Origin of the sequence: Aureimonas sp. AU22 (assembly GCF_001463745.1) — a bacterium.
GTDB lineage: Bacteria > Pseudomonadota > Alphaproteobacteria > Rhizobiales > Rhizobiaceae > Aureimonas.
Genome location: NZ_BBWJ01000008.1, coordinates 16,286 through 34,514, shown reverse-complemented (window position 1 = coordinate 34,514; position 18,229 = coordinate 16,286). Strand labels below are relative to the sequence as shown.

The window sequence follows — 18,229 nt, the reverse complement described above, 5'->3', positions numbered from 1 at the left end:
CACCCGCTCGTTTCATCCCCCGTCGCGCACGCGAGAAAAGTAGTCGTCGCCCCCGACCTGACCGCCCTTCAGCGCGATCTCCAGCCCGTCGAAGACGGGGTCGTCGCTGTGGGCGAGGGCGACGGGCGAGCCCGGCGTGTCGGGCAGCGGCAGGCGGGTCGTGAGCGCGTGGATGCCGAGCTGGCGCAAGGCGTGGCTCGACGTGTCGCCACCCGCGATCACGGCGCGGCGGAGCCCGAGCCGGCGCACGAGCGCGGCCTGGAGGTCCCCAAGGCCCCGGCCGATCGCATGGCGCGCGCCGTCCGTTCCCGACAACTCGTCCCCGAGGTCGCTCTCCGGCCCCATGGCGGTGTGGACGATCACCGAGCGTCCGGCCCGCAGCGCCGCCTCGGCGCGTGATCCGACGGCTTCCACCGCCGCCGTGTCGCCGGTGACGAAGGCGCGCGGGTCGAAGTCGATCGGCTCGAAGCCGTTCGCGCCGGCATGGCGGATCTGGCGCTCGGTGGTGGGAGAGCAGCTTCCCGAGACGACGCTGATGCGCTCCACCGGGGCGAGCTGCGCGAATTCGGCCGGTGCGCCGATGCGTCCCGTCTTCGACCAGTGAGCCGTCAGCGCGTATTCGACGCCCGACGAGCCGACCGTGAAGCGGCAGCCGGCCTCCCGCAGCCGTTCGAGCTGGCGCCCTGCCGCTTCCTGCGTTTGCCCGTTCAGGACGTCGATCAGCACGAGGCCGGGATCGGCGGCGAGGATCGCGTCCGCTTGCGCGTCGGCGTCCTCGGCCGTCAGCGCCAGATGGTCGAGAAGGGCGACGGCGAGCGATGTCTGCGCGGCGAGATGCAGCGCCAGGTCCGCTTCCCGCATCGGTGTCACGGGATGACGGCTCATCACCGGATGGCGGTCGATGCGAAAGGTCTCGCCCCGGAAGGCGGCGAAGAGGTTCCCGAAGGCCGTCCAGCGCTTGAGCTGGGGCGCGCCGACGACGAGCGGCACGGGCCGATCGCCGAAGACGCGCCGTCCGATCTCGGCCGCCCGCCCGATCGAGCCGATGGGGGGACTGGAATCGAAGGTCGAGCAGACCTTGTAATGGGTGAGCCTGGCGCCGAGCGCCTTCATCCATTCGAAGACGGCGGGCAGGTGTTCGTCCATCCAGGCCGGCGTCTCGCTGCGGCTTGTGCCGGCAAGGCCGATCGCCTGCGCGCCGGCGAAGCGGGCCGCTTGCGCCTCGGTCGGCCGGTCGGTGAAGAGCACCGTCTCGATGCCGCGCAGGGACAGCGATTCCATGACGTCGGTCGAGCCGGTGAGATCGTCGCCGTAGAAGGCGAGAAGAGGCGCGGTCATCGGTTCAGGCTCCCTTGGAATCCGCGCCGCCGAACGTCTTGATCGAGGCGGCGAGCTCGGGGTGATCGACGGCGTAGGCCGCAAGGTCGATGCCGGCCACGGCCGCCTCCCAGGCCTGCTGCACGGCCCGGACCCCCGCCGCCGGTCCCATCGGATGGCTGACGACGCCGCCGCCGCAGAGATAAAGGAGGTCCGTGGAGCGAACGGCAGCGTAGGTCGCGGGTGCCTGTCCGCCCCACTGGCCGGAGCCGACCACTGGCAGCGGCTGGTCGCCCTCGTGGAACAGCGGCTGCGACAGGTCGTGATAGGAGCGCAGGAACGAGGCGTCCGGCTCCCAGTATTTTGCGGCGATGCCGTTGATCTGGAACTGGTCGACGCCGAGCAGTCGCCAGAAGGTCTGGTAGACCGAGAAGTCGAACCCTAGCGCGGGATGGCGGGTGAGGATATCCCAGCCGTTGCGGTGGGCATGCAGCACCAGCCCCGAGCGCCGGCGCAGGAAGGCCATGGCGCCCATGCCGATCGAGTTGATGTTGACGACGGCGGCGTTGCCCCCCGCCGCCAGCACGAGGTCGTGGTTGCGCATCATCTCGTCGGGGTCGGTGGCCGTGATGCCGAAGGCCACCATCACCTTCTTGCCGGTGCGCTGCTCGTGGTCGAGAACCACCGGCATGATCGCCTTCACCCGCTCGGGCAGCGGCGAATAGGCCGGGCTCATCAGCTTCTCGTCGTCCTTGATGAAGTCGACGCCGGCCTCCACCAGCTCCTTCACCATGTCAGCGCTTTCGGGCGGGCGGAGCCCCAGGGCGGGCTTCACGATCGTGCCGATGATCGGCCGTCCGCAAACGCCGGTCAGGCGCTTCGAGCCCTCGATGCCGAACTGCGGACCCGGCCAGGCCTTGCCGAACGCCGATGGAAGCTTCAGCCCGGTGACGCGGATGCCGCTGAAGCCCTTGATGGAGAAGGTGCCCCCGATCGCGATCGTCATCAGCGCGGCGAGGTCGGTGCCGATCGCCTCCATGGGAAAGGCGATGTCGGCCTCGCCGCACTGGAAGACGCGCGGGGCGGCGAGGTCGTCATGGCTGCGGCCGAAGGCGGGCTCTGCAACGGGCTCCAGCGCTCGTACATCGAGGACCCGGGCGGCGACGCGCGCCTTCAGCTCCGGCGTCTCGCCCGGCAGGGGCACGAAGGTGCCCGTGGACTGGTCGCTCGCGATCTTCGCCGCCAGCTTCTCGACGCTGCCGGGCGTCTCGATGCGGTAGGTCAGGACGATGTCGTCACTCATCTCGGAAACTTCCTTTGGACGCATAAGGGAAGACGCGAACTCCTCCGGTCTGGTATCGTCTCCATACCAGTGTCGGCGCGTTCGCCCTTCGCAACGCGCCGACCGTCAGCGGGGACGTCATCCATGACCCAGCCGAGCGAGCCGATCGTTCGCCGCAAGCTCTCGACCGAGGTCTACGAGCGCCTGAAGTCGATGATCACGACGGGCGAACTGAAGGCCGGCGACCAGATGCCGTCCGAGCGCGAACTGATGGAGCGTTTCGGGGTCGGCCGGCCGGCGATCCGCGAGGCGATGCAGGCGCTGAACGGCATGGGGTTGCTCGCCATCTCGCACGGCGAGCGGGCCAAGGTCCTGAACGTGACGCCGCGCTCGCTGTTCGGCCAGGTCGACCGGGCGGCGGAGATCATGCTGACCACCTCGCCCGCCGCGCTCGACCACCTGAAGGAAGCGCGCATCTTCTTCGAGCGCGGGATCGTGCGCCAGGCGGCCGAGCGGGCGGAGCCCGCCGACATCGACGCGCTCGGGGCCTTCCTGGCGGAGCAGCGCGCGGCGCTTGGCGATCCCGAGCGGTTCATCGGCATCGATATGCGTTTCCATGCCCGAATTGCGGCGGTGCCCGGCAACCCGATCTTCGAGGCCGTGGCCGAGTCCATGCTCGGCTGGCTGCGCCAGTACCACAACGAACTCCTGATCTGGAGCGGCAAGGAGAACGTCACGCTTCTGGAGCACGAGGAGATCCTCGACGCCATCGCCCGCCGCGACCCGGACGGCGCGGAGGCCGCGATGGTGCGCCACCTCGAACGCTCGCGCGATCTCTACCAGCATCAGGGCGCCTGAGGCGCAAGGAGCCGCAGGACGGCATAGGGTGGCAGAACGAGGCGTCCGTCGCTCGCCCGTGCCGCCGGGAGCGCGCCGTCCGCCGCCGCGTCGAAGGCCTCCTCGTCCAGGAGCGAGACGGCGGCGTCCGGTCCGATGCCCTCGATCGCCACGTCCTGAGGCTCGGGTGTCAGATTGGCGAGCCAGATCTCGAGCCCGCCATCGGGCCGCCTTGCCGCGATGCCGTCCACTGCGCCCGGCGTCGTCGATTGCAGGTCGAGGCGCCCGGTGCCCCCGAGCGCGGCCAGCCCTCGGGCCACGTGGAAGGCCGGTGCGACGCCGCCCCCCGGCAGAAGCAGGCCGCGCGGGCCGGCCAGACTCGCACCCGCCCAGGCCTCGACGCCGACGCCGACGAGCCGCGCGGCGTAGCCGACCAGAAAGGCCGCGCCGAAAAGACCGCGAGCGCGCGGATCGTCGTTCGCCATCGGCATGCGCTTGCCCTCCGGGTTCGGCATGGTGCGCGAACCGTAGGGGTTCTGGCGCATGCCGATCGTGGTGGGACCGAGGCGGTAGGGTGTGTTTCCGACGAAGGCGCGGGTCGAGCGCGCGATGAAGGGGATCGCCTCCAGCGTCTGCATCACCGACAGATCGTCGGCGGCATGGACGATCGGGTTGGTCGCGTGGGTGACGAAGTCGAGATCACCCAGCGGCACGCGCTTGCGGTTGAGCTCGGTGAAATAGCTGAACATGCCGCCGCCGAGCGTGACACCCGGGAAGGCGGCGCGAGCGGCGCGATACACGTCCTCGAGCGGCGGACAGGCCGGCCACTGGCTGCCCGGCGGCGTCGATTGGCGATCCACGGAAGGACCGACCACGATCGTGTGCGGTCGGAACGGCGAGGCCTCGATGAGCCGTGCCGCCTGCGCGGTCTCCGCCGCAGGATCGTCCTGGCCCGGCAGCACGAGTTCCAGCGCGCACTCGGCCTCGGGCGCGAGAGCGGCGATGCGGGCGAAACCTTCCAGCGCGTCTGCCCCGTGGCCGGCCAGGGGGTCGAAATGAAACAGCAGGAAGGCGGGCGCGAGGTCGTGAAGCCGGGCGGGCAGCGCCAGAACGGCCTGCGCGTCCTCCGGCGCCACGGCCAGGCCGAAGCGGGGCATGCGCTCGGGCAGCGGCGCCCCCAGACGGACCGCGACGGGACCGCGGGCCGTGTCGGCGCTGTCCGGCGCGAAGCCCGCCTGCGCCGCGATTCGCAGGGTCACGGACTGCCGGTCCGGTCTGCCCGCTTCCAACCGGTAGGGCCAGGGGCGGGCGAGGGGGCGCACGTAGGTCTTGTAGGAGGCGTCGGACCAGGCCCGCTGGTCCTCCATCTCGAAAGCGTCGCCCTCGAGGCGACAGGTCACGCGGAGGCCGGGTACCGGCTCGTGGGCGAGCGATCGAATGTCCTGGAAGGGCTGCCAGGGCTCGATATGATCGGGAAAGCGCGCGTCCTCGACGGTGCCGTCGGTGTGCTCGACCCGGACGGGCGCGCCGGCATTGCCCTCGATCGGATGAAGCACGCAGAAGCCGCAACGGTTGGTCTCGAAGGCCCCGTCGGTCACGGCCTCGACCGCGAAGCCGAGCGTCCCGTCAGCCGACCCCTCGATCGACGCGACGACGCGGAGGCGTACGCCGTCCGGCGCCTCGACCTCGGCCCGGTAGTGCACGCGGAACCGGTCGTCGTCTTCCTCGAGCGCAAGATCGCGGATCGGCGGATCGTAGGTGCCCCAGTCGCGGTCGCGCACGACGTAGCCGACGGCGCGAAGCACCTCGACCCCGGCGAAGCGGACCGTACGCAGATTGCCCGCGACGAGGTCCACGCAGAGCTGCCCCGCCCGAAGGTGGCGGACGGGAGCGGCTTCCTCGCGCGTACCGAAGAGTTTCACCGGGTCCGCCACGGTCAGACCTCGGACGGATCGAGTGTCAGGCGGCTCGCGGCGCTCCTGTAGGCCGCCTCGACGAGAGCGAAGGTCTTGAGGTTGTCGCGGCCCGACGTATCGGGTTCGACCCCCGAGCGCAGCGTTTCCACCCAGTGCGCCTGGATCAGCGCCACACTCTCCTGGATGTTGTGCCAGGGACGCGAGGCCCACGGCAGGAGCGGCGGCGAGACGTCCTCGACGCGGGTGCCGCCCGGGGCCGTCACCGTCAGGCGATAGCCCTCGTCCAGCCGAAGGGTGCCGTGCGCACCGTCGATCTCGACCAGCGTCTGCGGGAAGCGCTCGGTTTCCAGCTTCGTCGCGTAGGAGCAGTCCACCACGGAGGAGAAACCCGCCTCGTGGTCGAGCAGCATGGTGGCGACGTCCTCGCCGCGGATCCTCGGGTTCACGCGTTGGGTGCGGGCGGTGATGGCCGAGACGTCGCCGAACAGGAAGCGGGCGATGTCGAGCGCGTGGATGCCGAGGTCCTCGATGATGAAGCGCTCGCCCTCCGCCAGATAGGGCTGGCCGGCATAGACGTCGTAGGCCGAGCGGAACGAGACGCGGCCGAAGAACGGCGCGCCGATCTCACCGGCGCTCAGAACCCGGCGCACCGCCTGGATCGGCGACTGCCAGCGGAAGTTCTCGTGGATCATCAGCGGCACGCCGGCCGCCTCGCAGGCCGCGACCATCGCGCGCGCGTCGTCCATCGTCGGCGCGAAGGGCTTCTGGCAGATCGCGGGTATCCTGAGGGACGCCGCGAGTTCCACCAGCGCCCGGTGGCTCGGTGCGGTGGTGGCGATGTCGACGAAGTCCGGCTGCACCTCGCGCAGCATCGCGGCCGCATCGGTGAAGCGCTGGGCGATGCCGAACGCATCGCCCATCTCGGCGAGCCGCGCTTCGTCGCGGTCGCAGATCGCGACGATGGAGACGCCCGGGATATCCTCCCAGGCGTGCATCTGGTTGCGGGCGAAGAAGCCGCAGCCGACGAGGGCGCCGCGTAGCTCGCTCATGGGACGCTCCGGATCAGGTGATGCGGCGGATGGAGGCCATCAGCTCGTCCGGCTCGAAGACGCGCTTCCAGTCGTCGCGCATCAGGGCCGGCTTGCCGAATTCGATCGCCTTGTTGCAGGCGTCGGAGAAGACGCCGGGCGTTTCCTCGAAGATCACCGCGCCGAGGACGTTCATGTGGCCGAGCAGGAAGTCGCGGGCGGCTTCCTTGGGCACGCCGCGCCGAACCACTTCGTCCATCGCCTCGCGCATCACGTCGAGGAGGCTGGCCGTCACCGTCTCGGACAGTCCCGGCTCCAGAAGCGCCATCTGCTCCACCGTGATGCGATGCGAGCGCATCACCGGCGCCCAGATCACCTTGGCGATCTCCTCGCCGAGCGCGTAGGCCTCGTCCGGTCCCTGCATCAGCGCGGAGACGATGTGCTGCTTGGCCGCGACACCGCCGAAGAAGTCGCGCTTGGCGGCCGCTTCCGTCTCGTCGTTGAAGATCGGCGGATGGCAGGGGTGGGTGACGAAATAGGTGAGGTCCGACCGCTCCGGGAGGTGGCCGGCGAAGGGCGCCGCGGCATCGAGGATCACCACCATCGTGCCGGGTTTCAACTTCGCCTCGATGCCGGACAGGACCTTGCCGATCAGGGTATCGGGCACGGCGAGAACGACGACCTCGGCACCGTTCAGCGCCGCGTCCTCGTCCACGCACGCGACACCGAGATGGGTCTTCAGGCGCTCGCGTCCGGCTTCGGACCGCTCCACGTGGCGCACGTCGAAGCGCGATCCCTTGAGATTGCCGGCGAGGCGTGTGCCCATCTTGCCGCCGGCCCCGAACAGGGCGATCGATGTCATGGAGGAATCCTCGCAATTGGAACTCCCCTGGCGTCGCACGAAGACGCGAACTCGTCAACTGGTATGACGAGTATCCCTGTCGCCGATCGCGGTCGGATGACGAGCACGCCGGGTGGGGGGCTACTGGCTGACCCAGAGGATGCGTGCGATCCATTCGATGTCGGCCAGCGGAAACTGGCGGTCGGGGAACTCCGGGTTCACGGAGGCGAGTTCCAGCGTTCGCGCCGTCTGCCGCTGGAGCACCTTGACCATGACCTCGCCGCCCTTGGTGCGCACCACGACCCGGTCGCCCCGACGGACCGGCGCGCCGGGCTTGACCACCACGACGTCGCCGTCGCGGTACAGCGGCATCATGGACTGGCCGGAGACCTCGAGCGCATAGAGCGAATCGTCCGCGCCGGGCAGCTCGACCTCTTCCCAGCCTTGGCCGGCCGGGAAGCCTGCATCGTCGAAGTAACCGCCGACGCCGGCTTCCGCACTGCCGAGGAGCGGCACGGAGGTGCGCGGCGGGGGGACGGCGCGCAGCGAGCGCAGGCTGGCTTCCGGCTCGGCGAAGAAGGCCTCCGAACTCGTGCCCGTCGCTTCCAGCACCTTGGCGATCGATTCCGTCGAGGGCCAGCGCGGGCGCCCGTCGGACGCCATCCGCTTGGACTTGTTAAACGTCGTCGGGTCGAGTCCCGCTTTCCGCGCAAGGCCCGAAGGCGACATCTTCAGCCGGGCGGCGAGCCCGTCGATCGCGGCCCAGATCCTGTCATGCGACAGCATGCGTCAAACCTTTCAAGCCTCGCGTCGGCGCCGGCGGAACTCGCCCTTCGACGAGGAATATAGTCCTCGACACATTCTGTCTAAGATGTGACTCCGGTCCTGTCGATAATTCGTGCGCCGATTCGCGCGTACGACCGCTGAAATCCAGTGTTTTCCACGGGTTTGAGACGATCCCGTGCGATGCCCCGGCCTGCGATCTTTCCTCGATGGCCGGGAACCCCGGAGGCGAATGCGGCATTTCTTGGGGGGTTTGTGGCGATCGCTCCGCCGCGCCCTTGCTGGTGCCCTCGGGTTGGTTGGAAGGGTTCAAGCGCGTGGAAGGATAGGGATGAGTACGACCGGCTTCCGCTTCGCGCCCAACACCACCGAGGAAACCCGCATGCGCGCCAGCGAGCCCGGGCGCGGGCGCGACGCGACGGGACCGCTCGGCATTCCCTGGCGCGGCTGGAAGGACATCATCTGGCGGCTCTACTATTCGTTCTTCGAGGACCGCGTGATGCTGATCGCGGCCGGCGCCACCTTCTATCTCCTGCTGGCCCTGTTTCCGGCCTTCGCTGTCTTCGTCTCCTTCTACGGCATCGTCGCCAACCCGACCACGATCGCCGACCACATCGCCTTCGTCGGACGCTTCCTGCCGCAGGCGGGGACCGACATCCTGACGACGCAGCTCGAATATCTCGTCTCGCGTGATCCCGCCTCGCTGTCGGCAAGCTTCGTGACCAGCCTCCTGTTTTCGCTCTGGAGCGCCAACAACGGCATCAAGACGCTGTTCGAGGCGATGAACGTCGCCTACGGCGAGCACGAGCAGCGCTCGTTCCTGAAGCTCAACGCCGTCGCCTTCTGCTTCACGATCGGCGCCTTCTTCATCGCCACCATCCTGTTCGTCTCGGTCGGCGTGGTGCCGGCCGTCATGGCGATCGTAGGGGCCCAGAGCTACACCGACGGGCTGATCGCCGCCGCGCGCTGGCCGGTGGTCTTCTTGCTGATCGTCGGTGCCATCAGCATGGTCTATCGCTACGGGCCGAGCCGCAACCGGGCGCGCTGGACGTGGGTCCTGTTCGGCGCCATCCTGACCGCAAGCATCTGGCTGGCCGCTTCCATCGGCTTTTCCTGGTACCTGCGCTCCTTTGCCAACTACAGCGTGACCTACGGTTCCCTGGGCGCGGTCATCGGCTTCATGATGTGGGTCTGGATCTCGTCCATCATCTTCATCGTCGGTGCCGAGGTGAACGCCGAGATGGAGCATCAGACCGCGATGGACACGACCGACGTGCCGGACAAGCCGCTCGGCGAACGCGGCGCGCGTGTCGCCGACACGATCGGCCGCTCGCTGTCGCGCGAGAAGCGCGCGGGGTGATGCACCCGGCGCGCCTCCCGTTCGTTCAGGCGGCGGCCTTGGCTGGCGCGAAGCGCCCGTAGAAATTCTCACCGCGCTCCGCCATCTCCTTGAGGAGCGGGGTCGGCCGGAAGCGCTCGCCGTATTTCGATGCGAGTTTTTCGCAGAGCGCCACGAAGGCCTTCGTGCCCATCCCGTCGATGTAGGAAAGCGTGCCCCCGGTATAGGGCGCGAAGCCGAAACCGAGGATCGAGCCGACATCGGCCTCGCGCGGGTCGGTGACGACGCCTTCCTCGACCGTGCGCGCCGCCTCCAGCGCCATGGTCACGAGGAAGCGCTGCTTCAACTCCTCGAAGTCGACGGCGTCCGCCTTCTGCTGCGGGAACTTGTCCTTCAACCCCGGCCACAGGTGCTTCTTGGCGGGCTTCTGGGGATAGTCGTAGAAGCCCTTGCCCGCCTTGCGGCCGAGACGGCCCTCGCCATCCACCATCTCGTTGACGAGCGCGAGGTGGCGCGGGTCGATCGCGCCTTCGCCCATGTCGCGAATCGCAGCCTTCATGATCTTCTGGGAGAGGTCCACCGCCGTCTCGTCGTTGAGCGCCAGCGGGCCGACCGGCATGCCGGCGAACTTCGCCGCGTTCTCGATCATCGTCGGCGGCACGCCCTCGACCAACATGTCGTAGGCTTCCGTCATGTAGCGGAGGACGCAGCGGTTGGCGAAGAAACCGCGCGTGTCGTTGACGACGATCGGCGTCTTCTTGATGGCGCGCACGAAATCGAGCGCGACGGCGAGCGCGCGGTCTCCCGTCTCCTTGCCGAGGATCACCTCGGTCAGCATCATCCGGTCGACCGGTGAGAAGAAGTGGATGCCGATGAAGCGCGAGGCGTCGGGGAAGGCTTGTGCCAAGCTCGTGATCGGCAGGGTCGAGGTGTTGGAGGCGAAGATCGCGTCGGCCTTGAGCACTTCGGCGACCCGGCGGCTCACCTCGGCCTTCACGTCGCGGTCCTCGAACACGGCCTCGATCACGAGGTCGGCGTCGCCGAGCGCTGCGTAGTCGGGCGTCGCCGTGATGCGCGCGAGGAGCGCCTCGGCCTCGTCGGGTTTGGCGCGGCCCTTCTTGACGAGGCCCTCCATCAGATCAGCCGAATGCGCCTTGCCCTTGTCGGCGGCCGCCTGGTCGCGATCGACCAGAACCACCTCGATCCCGGCCTTCGCCGCGACGTAGGCGATGCCGGCGCCCATGAAGCCGGCACCGATCACGCCGATCTTCCCGATTGCCTGCTCCGGCACGCCGGCCGGGCGCCGGGCACCCTTGTTCAGCGCCTGCATGGAGACGAAGAGCGAGCGGATCATCATCGCCGCTTCGGTGGTCTGCAGGACTTGCGTGAAATAGCGCTGCTCGATCCGGAGCGCCGTGTCGATCGGAACGAGCAGCCCCTCGTAGACGCATTTCACGATGGCGCGGGCGCCCGGATAATTGTCGGCGGTCTCCTTGCGGTAGAGCGAGGCGACGGCGGGCCAGACCTGCGCGCCGGCCGGCGAGTAGACCGGGCCCGATGGGAGCTTGAAGCCCTTCTCGTCCCACGCCTTCACCGGCTTGAGGCCGGCCTTCAGCATGGCCTTCGCCGCGGCGATCAACTGGTCGTCGGCGACGACCTCGTCGATCAGTTTCATGCCCTTGGCCTTGGCCGCCGTCAGGGTCTCACCCTTCAGGAGCATCTGGAGCGCCGATTGCGTATCTGTGAGGCGCGGCACGCGCTGCGTGCCGCCGGCGCCGGGGAAGATGCCGACCTTCACCTCCGGCAGGCCCATCTTGGCGCTCTGGGCCGCGACGCGCCCGTGGCAGGCGAGCGCCAGCTCGAAGCCGCCGCCCATGCAGGTGCCGTTGATCGCGCAGACATAGGGCTTTCCGCTCGTTTCCAGCTTGCGCCAGATCCGGCCCATCTCGCCGCAGCGCTCGAAGAGTTCTGCGACGGCGCCCTCCGGGTCGGTCTTCCGCTTGGCGTCGAAGGCCGCAAACATCGCGCCGAGCATGTTGAGGTCGGCGCCGCCGGTGAACGAGCCGGGCTTGCCCGAGGCGAGCACCACGCCCTTGACCGCAGCGTCGGCTGCGAAGGCATCCACCAGCGTCTCGATCTCGCGCAAGACCTCTTCGGTGAAGACGTTCATCGAGCGGTCCGGCATGTCCCAGGTGACCAGGGCGAGCCCGTCCGCGTCGGTCTCGACGGTGAAGTTGCGAAGGTCCATGCGTTTTCTCCCGAACACTCGATCCGCTGCGATGGAACGCGGCGAAAGTCCTTAGACAGGCTGTCAAAAACCCTTGGTCTTCAGGGATTCCCAAGACCTGGCGGCTAGAATCGACCCCGACACACAGGATGCGGGACCGGGACGATGGCGGCGGATTGCGAAGGGTGCCGGTCGGGCAAACCCTTGGACTTCGATTTCTCGATGGCCTTCCAGCCGATCTTCGACCTCGCCGCCGGCCGCGTCTGGGGCTACGAGGCGCTGATCCGCGGACTGAAGGGGGAGGGCGCCTACGCGATCCTGTCGCAGGTCTCGGACGAACAGCGCTACCGCTTCGACCAGGCCTGCCGCGTCAAGGCGCTGGAGCTCGCCGCCCGCCTCTTTCCGCGCGGCGAGAACATGCGCCTGTCGATCAACTTCCTGCCCAACGCCGTCTACGAGCCGGCGGCCTGCCTGCGCGCGACGCTCATCGCGGCGCGGCGCCACGACTTCCCGCTGCAGTCGCTGATGTTCGAGTTCACCGAGAACGAGGAGATCGTCGACACCGGCCACCTCCACAACATCCTCGCCGAATACCGCCGCCAGGGCTTCATCACGGCGCTCGACGACTTCGGCGCCGGCTATGCGGGGCTCACGCTTCTGGCCGACTTCCAGCCCGACCTGATCAAGCTCGACATGAAGCTCATCCGCGGCATCGAGGTGAGCCGGCCGCGCCAGATCATCGTGGCGACGATCGCCACCGCGGCGCGCGAACTCGGCATCCAGGTTCTGGCCGAGGGCGTCGAGACCGAGGACGAGTTCACCATCCTGAAGGCCGCCGGCATCACGCTCTTCCAGGGCTACTGGTTCGCCAAGCCCGCCTTCGAGGCGCTTCCGGAGATCGACATGTCGATCCGCGCCACTCATCGCACCAGCCGCAGCCTGGTCGCCTGAGCGCGCGATCGCCGGCGCGACGCTGGGCATCAGACCCGCTCGATGATCGTCGCCGTGCCCATGCCGGCGCCGATGCAGAGCGTGACGAGCGCCGTCTGCTTGTCCTGGCGCTCCAGCTCGTCGAGCACGGTGCCCAGAATCATCGCGCCCGTCGCGCCGAGCGGATGGCCCATGGCGATGGCGCCGCCGTTGACGTTCATCACGGCGGGATCGATGGCGAACGCCTGGAGATAGCGTAGCACGACGGCCGCGAAGGCCTCGTTCAGCTCGAAGAGGTCGATGTCCGCGAGTGCCATGCCGGAACGCTTCAGGAGCTTCTCGGTCACATCCACCGGGCCGGTCAGCATCAGCGCCGGGTCCGAGCCGATCGAGGCAAAGGCGCGGATGCGGGCGCGGGGCTTCAGGCCCAGCGTCTCGCCGCCCGCCTTCGAGCCGAGGAGCACGGCCGCCGCGCCGTCCACGATGCCGGACGAGTTGCCGGCGTGGTGGACGTGGTCGACCGCCTCCACTTCCGGGTGCGCCTGGATGGCGACCGCATCGTAGCCACCCATCTCGCCCATCATGGCGAAGGACGCGCTGAGCGAGCCCAGCGACTGCATGTCGGTCGTGGGCCGCATGTGCTCGTCGCGGTCGAGGATGAGGAGGCCGTTCTGGTCCCGCACCGGCACCACGGAGCGCTCGAAGCGCCCCTCGTCCCAAGCCTTGGCCGCGCGCTTCTGCGATTCCACGGCGTAGGCGTCGACGTCGTCGCGGGTGAAGCCGTATTTCGTGGCGATGAGGTCCGCCGAGACGCCCTGCGGCATGAAGTAGGCGGGGATGCCGACCGAGGGGTCCATGATCCAGGCGCCGCCCGACATTCCCATACCGACGCGCGACATGGATTCGACGCCGCCCGCGATCACCAGCTCGTCCGAGCCCGCCGCGATCTTGGCAGCCCCGAGATTGACCGCGTCGAGGCCCGATGCGCAGAAGCGCGAGATCTGCATGCCGGGGGCGGCGAAGTCGTAGCCCGCCTCGAAGGCCGAGGCCTTCGGGATCACCGAGCCGGCCTCGCCCACGGGGTCGACGCAACCGAAGATGATGTCGTCGACCTCGCGCGTCGGCAGCCCGTTGCGGTCGCGCAAGGACTCCAGGACCTTGGCGCCGAGCCGCACCGCCGGCACCTCGTGCAGCGAGCCGTCCTTCTTGCCGCGGCCGCGCGGGGTGCGCACGTGGTCGTAGATGAAAGCGTCGGTCATGGGATCGGATCTTTCCTGTGCGGCCAGTTCGTACGACGTGTTCAGAAGGCGTCGGCGTCGAGCGCCATCATCGAATCGGCGCCCGTCGAGATACGGACGAGATGCACCGCGGTCTCGGGCATCAGCCGGTCCATGAAGAAGCGCGCGGTGACGAGCTTGTTCTGGAGGAAGGGTGCCTCGTCACCCGCCCCGGCCGCAAGCTTCTCCTGCGCGGTGTGCGCCATGCGGCCCCACATGTAGCCGAGCGCCACGAGGCCGAAGAGGTGCATGTAGTCGGTGGAGGCGGCGCCGGCGTTGTCGGGCTTGGCCATGGCGTTGGTCATCAGCCACATCGTGGCGGACTGGAGGTCGTTGAGGCCCTTCTTCAGCGACTTGGTGTAGGGCGCCATCTCGGCGTTGGCGCGGTGCTCTTCGCAGAAGGCGCCCACCTCCTTGAAGAAGGCCTGGATCGCCCGGCCGCCGTTCAGCGCGAGCTTGCGGCCGACGAGGTCGAGCGCCTGTATGCCGTTGGCGCCCTCGTAGATCTGGGCGATGCGCGCGTCGCGCACGAACTGCTCCATGCCCCATTCGCGCACATACCCATGGCCGCCGTAGACCTGCTGGGCCATCACGGCGTTCTCGAAGCCCTTGTCGGTGAGGACGCCCTTGATGACGGGGGTCAGGAGGCCCATCCAGTCGTCCGACGCCTCGCGCACCTTGGCGTCCTCGGCGCGGTGCGCGAGGTCGCCCCGGAGCGCCGTCCAGAGGATCAGCGCGCGGCCCGCCTCGTTGACGGCGCGGATCGACATCAGCATGCGTCTGACGTCGGGGTGGACGATGATCGGGTCGGCGGCCTTCTCGCCATGCTTGGAGCCGGCGAGCGCGCGGCCCTGCAGGCGGTCGCGGGCATAGGCGACGGCGTTCTGATAGGCGATCTCGGAGATCGCGAGCCCCTGCACGCCGACGCCGAGCCGCGCCTCGTTCATCATCGTGAACATCGCGCGCAGGCCCTTGTGCGCTTCGCCGACCAGCCAGCCCGTCGCCCCGTCGTAGTTCATGACACAGGTGGCGTTGCCGTGGATGCCCATCTTCTCTTCGAGCGAGCCGCAGGAGACGCCGTTGCGCGCGCCGGGGTTGCCGGCCTCGTCGGGCAGGAACTTCGGCACGATGAAGAGCGAGATGCCCTTCACGCCTTCCGGCGCGCCCTCGATGCGGGCGAGCACGAGGTGGACGATGTTCTCGGAGAGGTCGTGCTCGCCGGCCGAGATGAAGATCTTCTGGCCGGAGATCTTGTAGGTTCCGTCCTCCGCCGGCACGGCGCGAGTGCGCAGGAGGCCGAGATCGGTGCCCGCATGCGGCTCGGTGAGGTTCATGGTGCCGGTCCAGATGCCGTCCACCATCTTCGGCAGATAGAGTGCCTTCTGCTCGTCGGACCCGTGGCTCTCGATCGCCGCGATCGCGCCGCGCGTCAGGCCGGGATACATGGCGAAGGCCATGTTGGCCGAGGATAGGAACTCGTTGACGGCGGCCGCCAGCGTGTGCGGCAGGCCCTGGCCGCCGTATTCGGGGCTCGCCGACAGTCCGCCCCAGCCCGCCTCGCGGAACTGGTCGTACGCTGCCTTGAAGCCCTTCGGCGTCGTCACCGACGCGTCGGCGGCGCGGTGGCAACCCTCCTGGTCGCCCACTTGGTTCAGCGGCAGGAAGATGTCGGTCGCGAACTTGCCGGCCTCGCCGAGGATGGCCTCCACGACGTCCGGTGTCGCGTCCGAGAAGCCCGGCAGGTTGCCGTGTCGCTCCCAACCGAGAAGGTCGTTGAGGACGAAAAGCGTGTCGGCGACGGGGGCCTGATAGACCGGCATGACGAGAACTCCCAGCGTCAAGCTTTGACGTTTGCGTAAACGTCACTCAGCGATATCTACTGCCGATCCGGCGTCCGATCAAGCGGTCAGCCGCTCGGCCGGGACGCGATCCCCTCCGCATTCGATCGGGTCTTGAGATCGTCGCCGGAGACTGAAACACAGGAACGCGACAAGGCAAACGAGGACCGCTCCCATGTTCCAGAACTTCGACGAAGCGTCGGATTCCAGCCAGAGCGCGTCGCGCGCGGCGTGGTTGCGCGCCAGCCTGAAGGAGATGGGGATCGACGGGTTCGTGGTGCCGCGGGCCGACGAGCATCAGGGCGAGTACATCCCCGCCGCCGCCGATCGCCTGCGCTGGCTCACCGGCTTCACCGGATCGGCCGGCACCGCGCTGGTCCTGCCGGAGACGGCCGCGATCTTCGTCGACGGTCGCTACACCGTGCAGGTGCGCGCACAGGTGGACGCTTCCGTGTTCGCCATCGAAAGCTCGGTCGATACGCCGCTCGGCACCTACCTGCGCGAGCATGCCAAGACCCTGCGTATCGGGATCGACCCCTGGCTGCACACGGTGGGCGAGGTCGCCATGCTCCGCGCGGCCATGGCGGAGGCCGGGGGCGAACTCGTCCCTCTGGCGCACAATCCGCTCGACCGCGTGTGGCAGGACAGGCCGCTGCCGCCGAAGGGCGCGGTCGCCGTCCACCCGATCGAACATGCCGGGCGCTCGAGCGCGGAAAAGCTCGGCGAGATCGGCGAAGCGCTGGCCAAGGCGAACGCGGACGCCACGGTGCTCACCGATCCGTCCTCCGTCGCCTGGACCTTCAACATCCGCGGCTCGGACGTGCCGCACACGCCGCTGCCGCTCTCCTTCGCGCTGATCCCGCGCGAGGGACGGCCGACCCTCTTCATCGACGCGGAGAAGCTCGGGAACGACGTGGCTCGGGCGCTCGGCGACCTTGCCGACATCGCCGCACCCGAGACGCTGGAGCGCTCGCTGGCAGCTTTCGCGGCCGAGAGGCGCATCATGCTCGACCCCGCGCTGGCCGCCGACCGCCTGCGCGAGGTGGTGGAAGGGGCCGGGGGCACCGTGGTCGCAGGTGCCGATCCGGCTCGCCTCCCCCGTGCGCGCAAGAACGCCGTGGAGATCGAGGGCTCGCGCCGGGCGCACCTGCGCGACGGGGCGGCGGTCTCGGCCTTCCTCGCCTGGCTCGATGCCCAGGCGCCCGGAACGGTGGACGAGATCGGCGCGGCCGAGGCGCTGGAGCGGTTCCGCGCACGCTTCGGCGAGGCCGACGGGCAGCCGCTGCGCGACCTGTCCTTCGACACGATCTCCGCCGCCGGTCCCAACGCCGCCCTGCCGCACTACCGGGTGAACCGTCAGTCCAACCGCGTGCTCGGCGAGGGCGAGGTGTTCCTGATCGATTCCGGTGCGCAGTATCTCGACGGCACCACCGACATCACGCGCACGGTGGCGATCGGGCGCGTGGCGGACGAGGCGCGGCGCAAGTTCACGCTGGTTCTGAAGGGCATGATCGCGATCAGCCGCGCCCGCTTTCCCGTCGGAACGCGCGGCATCGATCTCGACCCCCTGGCGCGCGTCGCGCTCTGGCAGGCCGGTTGCGACTACGCCCATGGCACGGGCCATGGGATCGGATCCTACCTCGCCGTCCATGAAGGGCCGCAGTCGATCTCGCGGCGCGGCATGGCCGTTCTGGAGGCGGGGATGATCGTCTCCAACGAGCCCGGCTACTATCGCGAGGGGGCGTTCGGCATCCGCATCGAGAACCTGATCCTGGTCTCGAAGCCGGAGCGGATCGCGGGCGGCGATCTCGACACCCACAGCTTCGAGACCCTGACCTTCGCGCCGATCGATCGGCGGATGATCGCGACCGAACATCTCGATGCCGGGGAACGGGCGTGGCTCGACGCCTATCATGCCGATGTGCGCGCGGCGATCGCGCCGCGTCTCGATGGCGAGGTGCGGGTCTGGCTCGAGGCCGCGACCCGTCCGCTAGCGGACGGATAAGGCCGCGGTCAGCGGCAGAGGCGGCGGGGGCCCGAGGACGGCTGGTAGGTGCCGGTCTCCGGATCGAACGAGCGATAGCGGGACTCGCAATAGCGATACCAAGGCCCGGTGAAGGGAGCCGGGCCGCCCTTGCGCACCACGGTCACGCCTCGCGGCGGCTCGGCATCCGCCAGTGCCGCGTCGAGGTCGAAGGCGAGGATCGAGCCTGCGGTCAGTGCCGGATCGTCGCGATAGAGCCCGGGTGCTGGCGGAGCGGGGCGGGCGTAGTACAGGGGACCTGCGACGAGGGGGCCGCCGAACTGGCCGGGGCCACGCTTGTAGACGGGCGGCGAGACCGCGAGCGGCACCGTCGGGATCGGGTCCGGACGGACGTAGACGGGGCGGTTGTAGGGATCGAGACCGACATAGTCGCCCGCCAGAGCCGGTGCCGAGGGCACCGAACCAAGCGCTGCCACGGCAAGTGCCGCCCATGCCGTCCGGCGCCAACCATCCATCACGCTCTCCCCAACCGCGGTCATCGCTGATCGCTAAAGGCGGCCGCCGGGCGCTTGGTTCCCGAACGCGGGCGACCGCCCCACGAGGGAGCGGCCGCCGATGTCGCTTCATGCT

The 18,229-nt window shown here is 69.0% G+C and carries 14 protein-coding genes; 4 read left to right on the top strand and 10 right to left on the bottom strand.

What is annotated here, in order from left to right; genetic code table 11:
- Positions 1 to 12: 12 nt before the first annotated feature.
- Both AUL34_RS03250 and oiaX read right to left on the bottom strand, forming a co-directional pair.
- Positions 13 to 1,338 (bottom strand): four-carbon acid sugar kinase family protein, encoded by a 1,326-nt coding sequence (locus AUL34_RS03250; protein WP_061931131.1) that lies wholly within the window; start codon positions 1,336 to 1,338, stop codon positions 13 to 15.
- A gap of 4 nt (positions 1,339 to 1,342) precedes the next feature.
- Positions 1,343 to 2,620, bottom strand: a complete 1,278-nt coding sequence (gene oiaX / locus AUL34_RS03245) for a 3-oxo-isoapionate-4-phosphate decarboxylase OiaX (protein ID WP_061931127.1) — start codon at positions 2,618 to 2,620, stop codon at positions 1,343 to 1,345.
- Between the two features lie 123 nt (positions 2,621 to 2,743).
- Here oiaX and AUL34_RS03240 point away from each other — a divergent pair, with 123 nt between their 5' ends.
- Complete coding sequence (locus AUL34_RS03240; protein ID WP_061931126.1) at positions 2,744 to 3,457, top strand: transcriptional regulator NanR; 714 nt, start codon at positions 2,744 to 2,746, stop codon at positions 3,455 to 3,457.
- Here AUL34_RS03240 and AUL34_RS03235 read toward each other — a convergent pair.
- The 4 genes from AUL34_RS03235 to AUL34_RS03220 all read right to left on the bottom strand — a co-directional run bounded on the left by AUL34_RS03235 (position 3,445) and on the right by AUL34_RS03220 (position 8,007).
- Positions 3,445 to 5,358 carry a hypothetical protein gene (locus AUL34_RS03235; RefSeq protein ID WP_244492426.1) on the bottom strand — a complete coding sequence of 638 codons (1,914 nt, stop codon included), beginning with the start codon at positions 5,356 to 5,358 and terminating at the stop codon, positions 3,445 to 3,447. The two genes, AUL34_RS03240 and AUL34_RS03235, sit on opposite strands and share 13 nt — an antisense overlap.
- A 14-nt stretch (positions 5,359 to 5,372) precedes the next feature.
- Positions 5,373 to 6,401, bottom strand: a complete 1,029-nt coding sequence (locus AUL34_RS03230) for a Gfo/Idh/MocA family protein (RefSeq protein ID WP_061931120.1) — start codon at positions 6,399 to 6,401, stop codon at positions 5,373 to 5,375.
- Between the two features lie 13 nt (positions 6,402 to 6,414).
- Positions 6,415 to 7,242: a phosphogluconate dehydrogenase C-terminal domain-containing protein gene (locus AUL34_RS03225; RefSeq protein ID WP_061931118.1), complete on the bottom strand. Its 828-nt coding sequence runs from the start codon at positions 7,240 to 7,242 to the stop codon at positions 6,415 to 6,417.
- Positions 7,243 to 7,362: 120 nt separating this feature from the next.
- Complete coding sequence (locus tag AUL34_RS03220) at positions 7,363 to 8,007, bottom strand: helix-turn-helix transcriptional regulator (RefSeq protein WP_061931115.1); 645 nt, start codon at positions 8,005 to 8,007, stop codon at positions 7,363 to 7,365.
- Between the two features lie 328 nt (positions 8,008 to 8,335).
- Between AUL34_RS03220 and AUL34_RS03215 the strand changes: the two genes are divergently transcribed.
- Positions 8,336 to 9,364, top strand: coding sequence for a YihY/virulence factor BrkB family protein (locus AUL34_RS03215; RefSeq protein ID WP_082653126.1), 1,029 nt, complete (start codon positions 8,336 to 8,338; stop codon positions 9,362 to 9,364).
- Between the two features lie 25 nt (positions 9,365 to 9,389).
- Here AUL34_RS03215 and AUL34_RS03210 read toward each other — a convergent pair whose 3' ends face one another.
- Entirely contained in the window at positions 9,390 to 11,591 is a 2,202-nt protein-coding gene (locus AUL34_RS03210; protein WP_061931112.1) for an FAD-dependent oxidoreductase, read from the bottom strand.
- Positions 11,592 to 11,735: 144 nt separating this feature from the next.
- On the opposite strand from AUL34_RS03210, the gene AUL34_RS03205 reads away from it, so the two are divergent.
- Positions 11,736 to 12,521: an EAL domain-containing protein gene (locus AUL34_RS03205; protein ID WP_061931109.1), complete on the top strand. Its 786-nt coding sequence runs from the start codon at positions 11,736 to 11,738 to the stop codon at positions 12,519 to 12,521.
- 29 nt (positions 12,522 to 12,550) lie between these two features.
- Here AUL34_RS03205 and AUL34_RS03200 read toward each other — a convergent pair whose 3' ends face one another.
- Together AUL34_RS03200 and AUL34_RS03195 are read right to left on the bottom strand one after the other, a co-directional pair.
- On the bottom strand, positions 12,551 to 13,759 hold the full coding sequence (locus AUL34_RS03200) for an acetyl-CoA C-acetyltransferase (protein WP_061931106.1): 1,209 nt from the start codon (positions 13,757 to 13,759) through the stop codon (positions 12,551 to 12,553).
- A 41-nt stretch (positions 13,760 to 13,800) separates the two neighbouring features.
- Entirely contained in the window at positions 13,801 to 15,597 is a 1,797-nt protein-coding gene (locus AUL34_RS03195) for an acyl-CoA dehydrogenase C-terminal domain-containing protein (protein WP_061931103.1), read from the bottom strand.
- 193 nt (positions 15,598 to 15,790) lie between these two features.
- Between AUL34_RS03195 and AUL34_RS03190 the strand changes: the two genes are divergently transcribed.
- Positions 15,791 to 17,620: an aminopeptidase P family protein gene (locus tag AUL34_RS03190; RefSeq protein WP_061931100.1), complete on the top strand. Its 1,830-nt coding sequence runs from the start codon at positions 15,791 to 15,793 to the stop codon at positions 17,618 to 17,620.
- Positions 17,621 to 17,628: 8 nt separating this feature from the next.
- Here AUL34_RS03190 and AUL34_RS03185 read toward each other — a convergent pair whose 3' ends face one another.
- A complete protein-coding gene (locus AUL34_RS03185; protein WP_244492425.1) occupies positions 17,629 to 18,138 on the bottom strand; it encodes a BA14K family protein in 510 nt (169 codons plus the stop codon).
- Positions 18,139 to 18,229 lie beyond the last annotated feature (91 nt).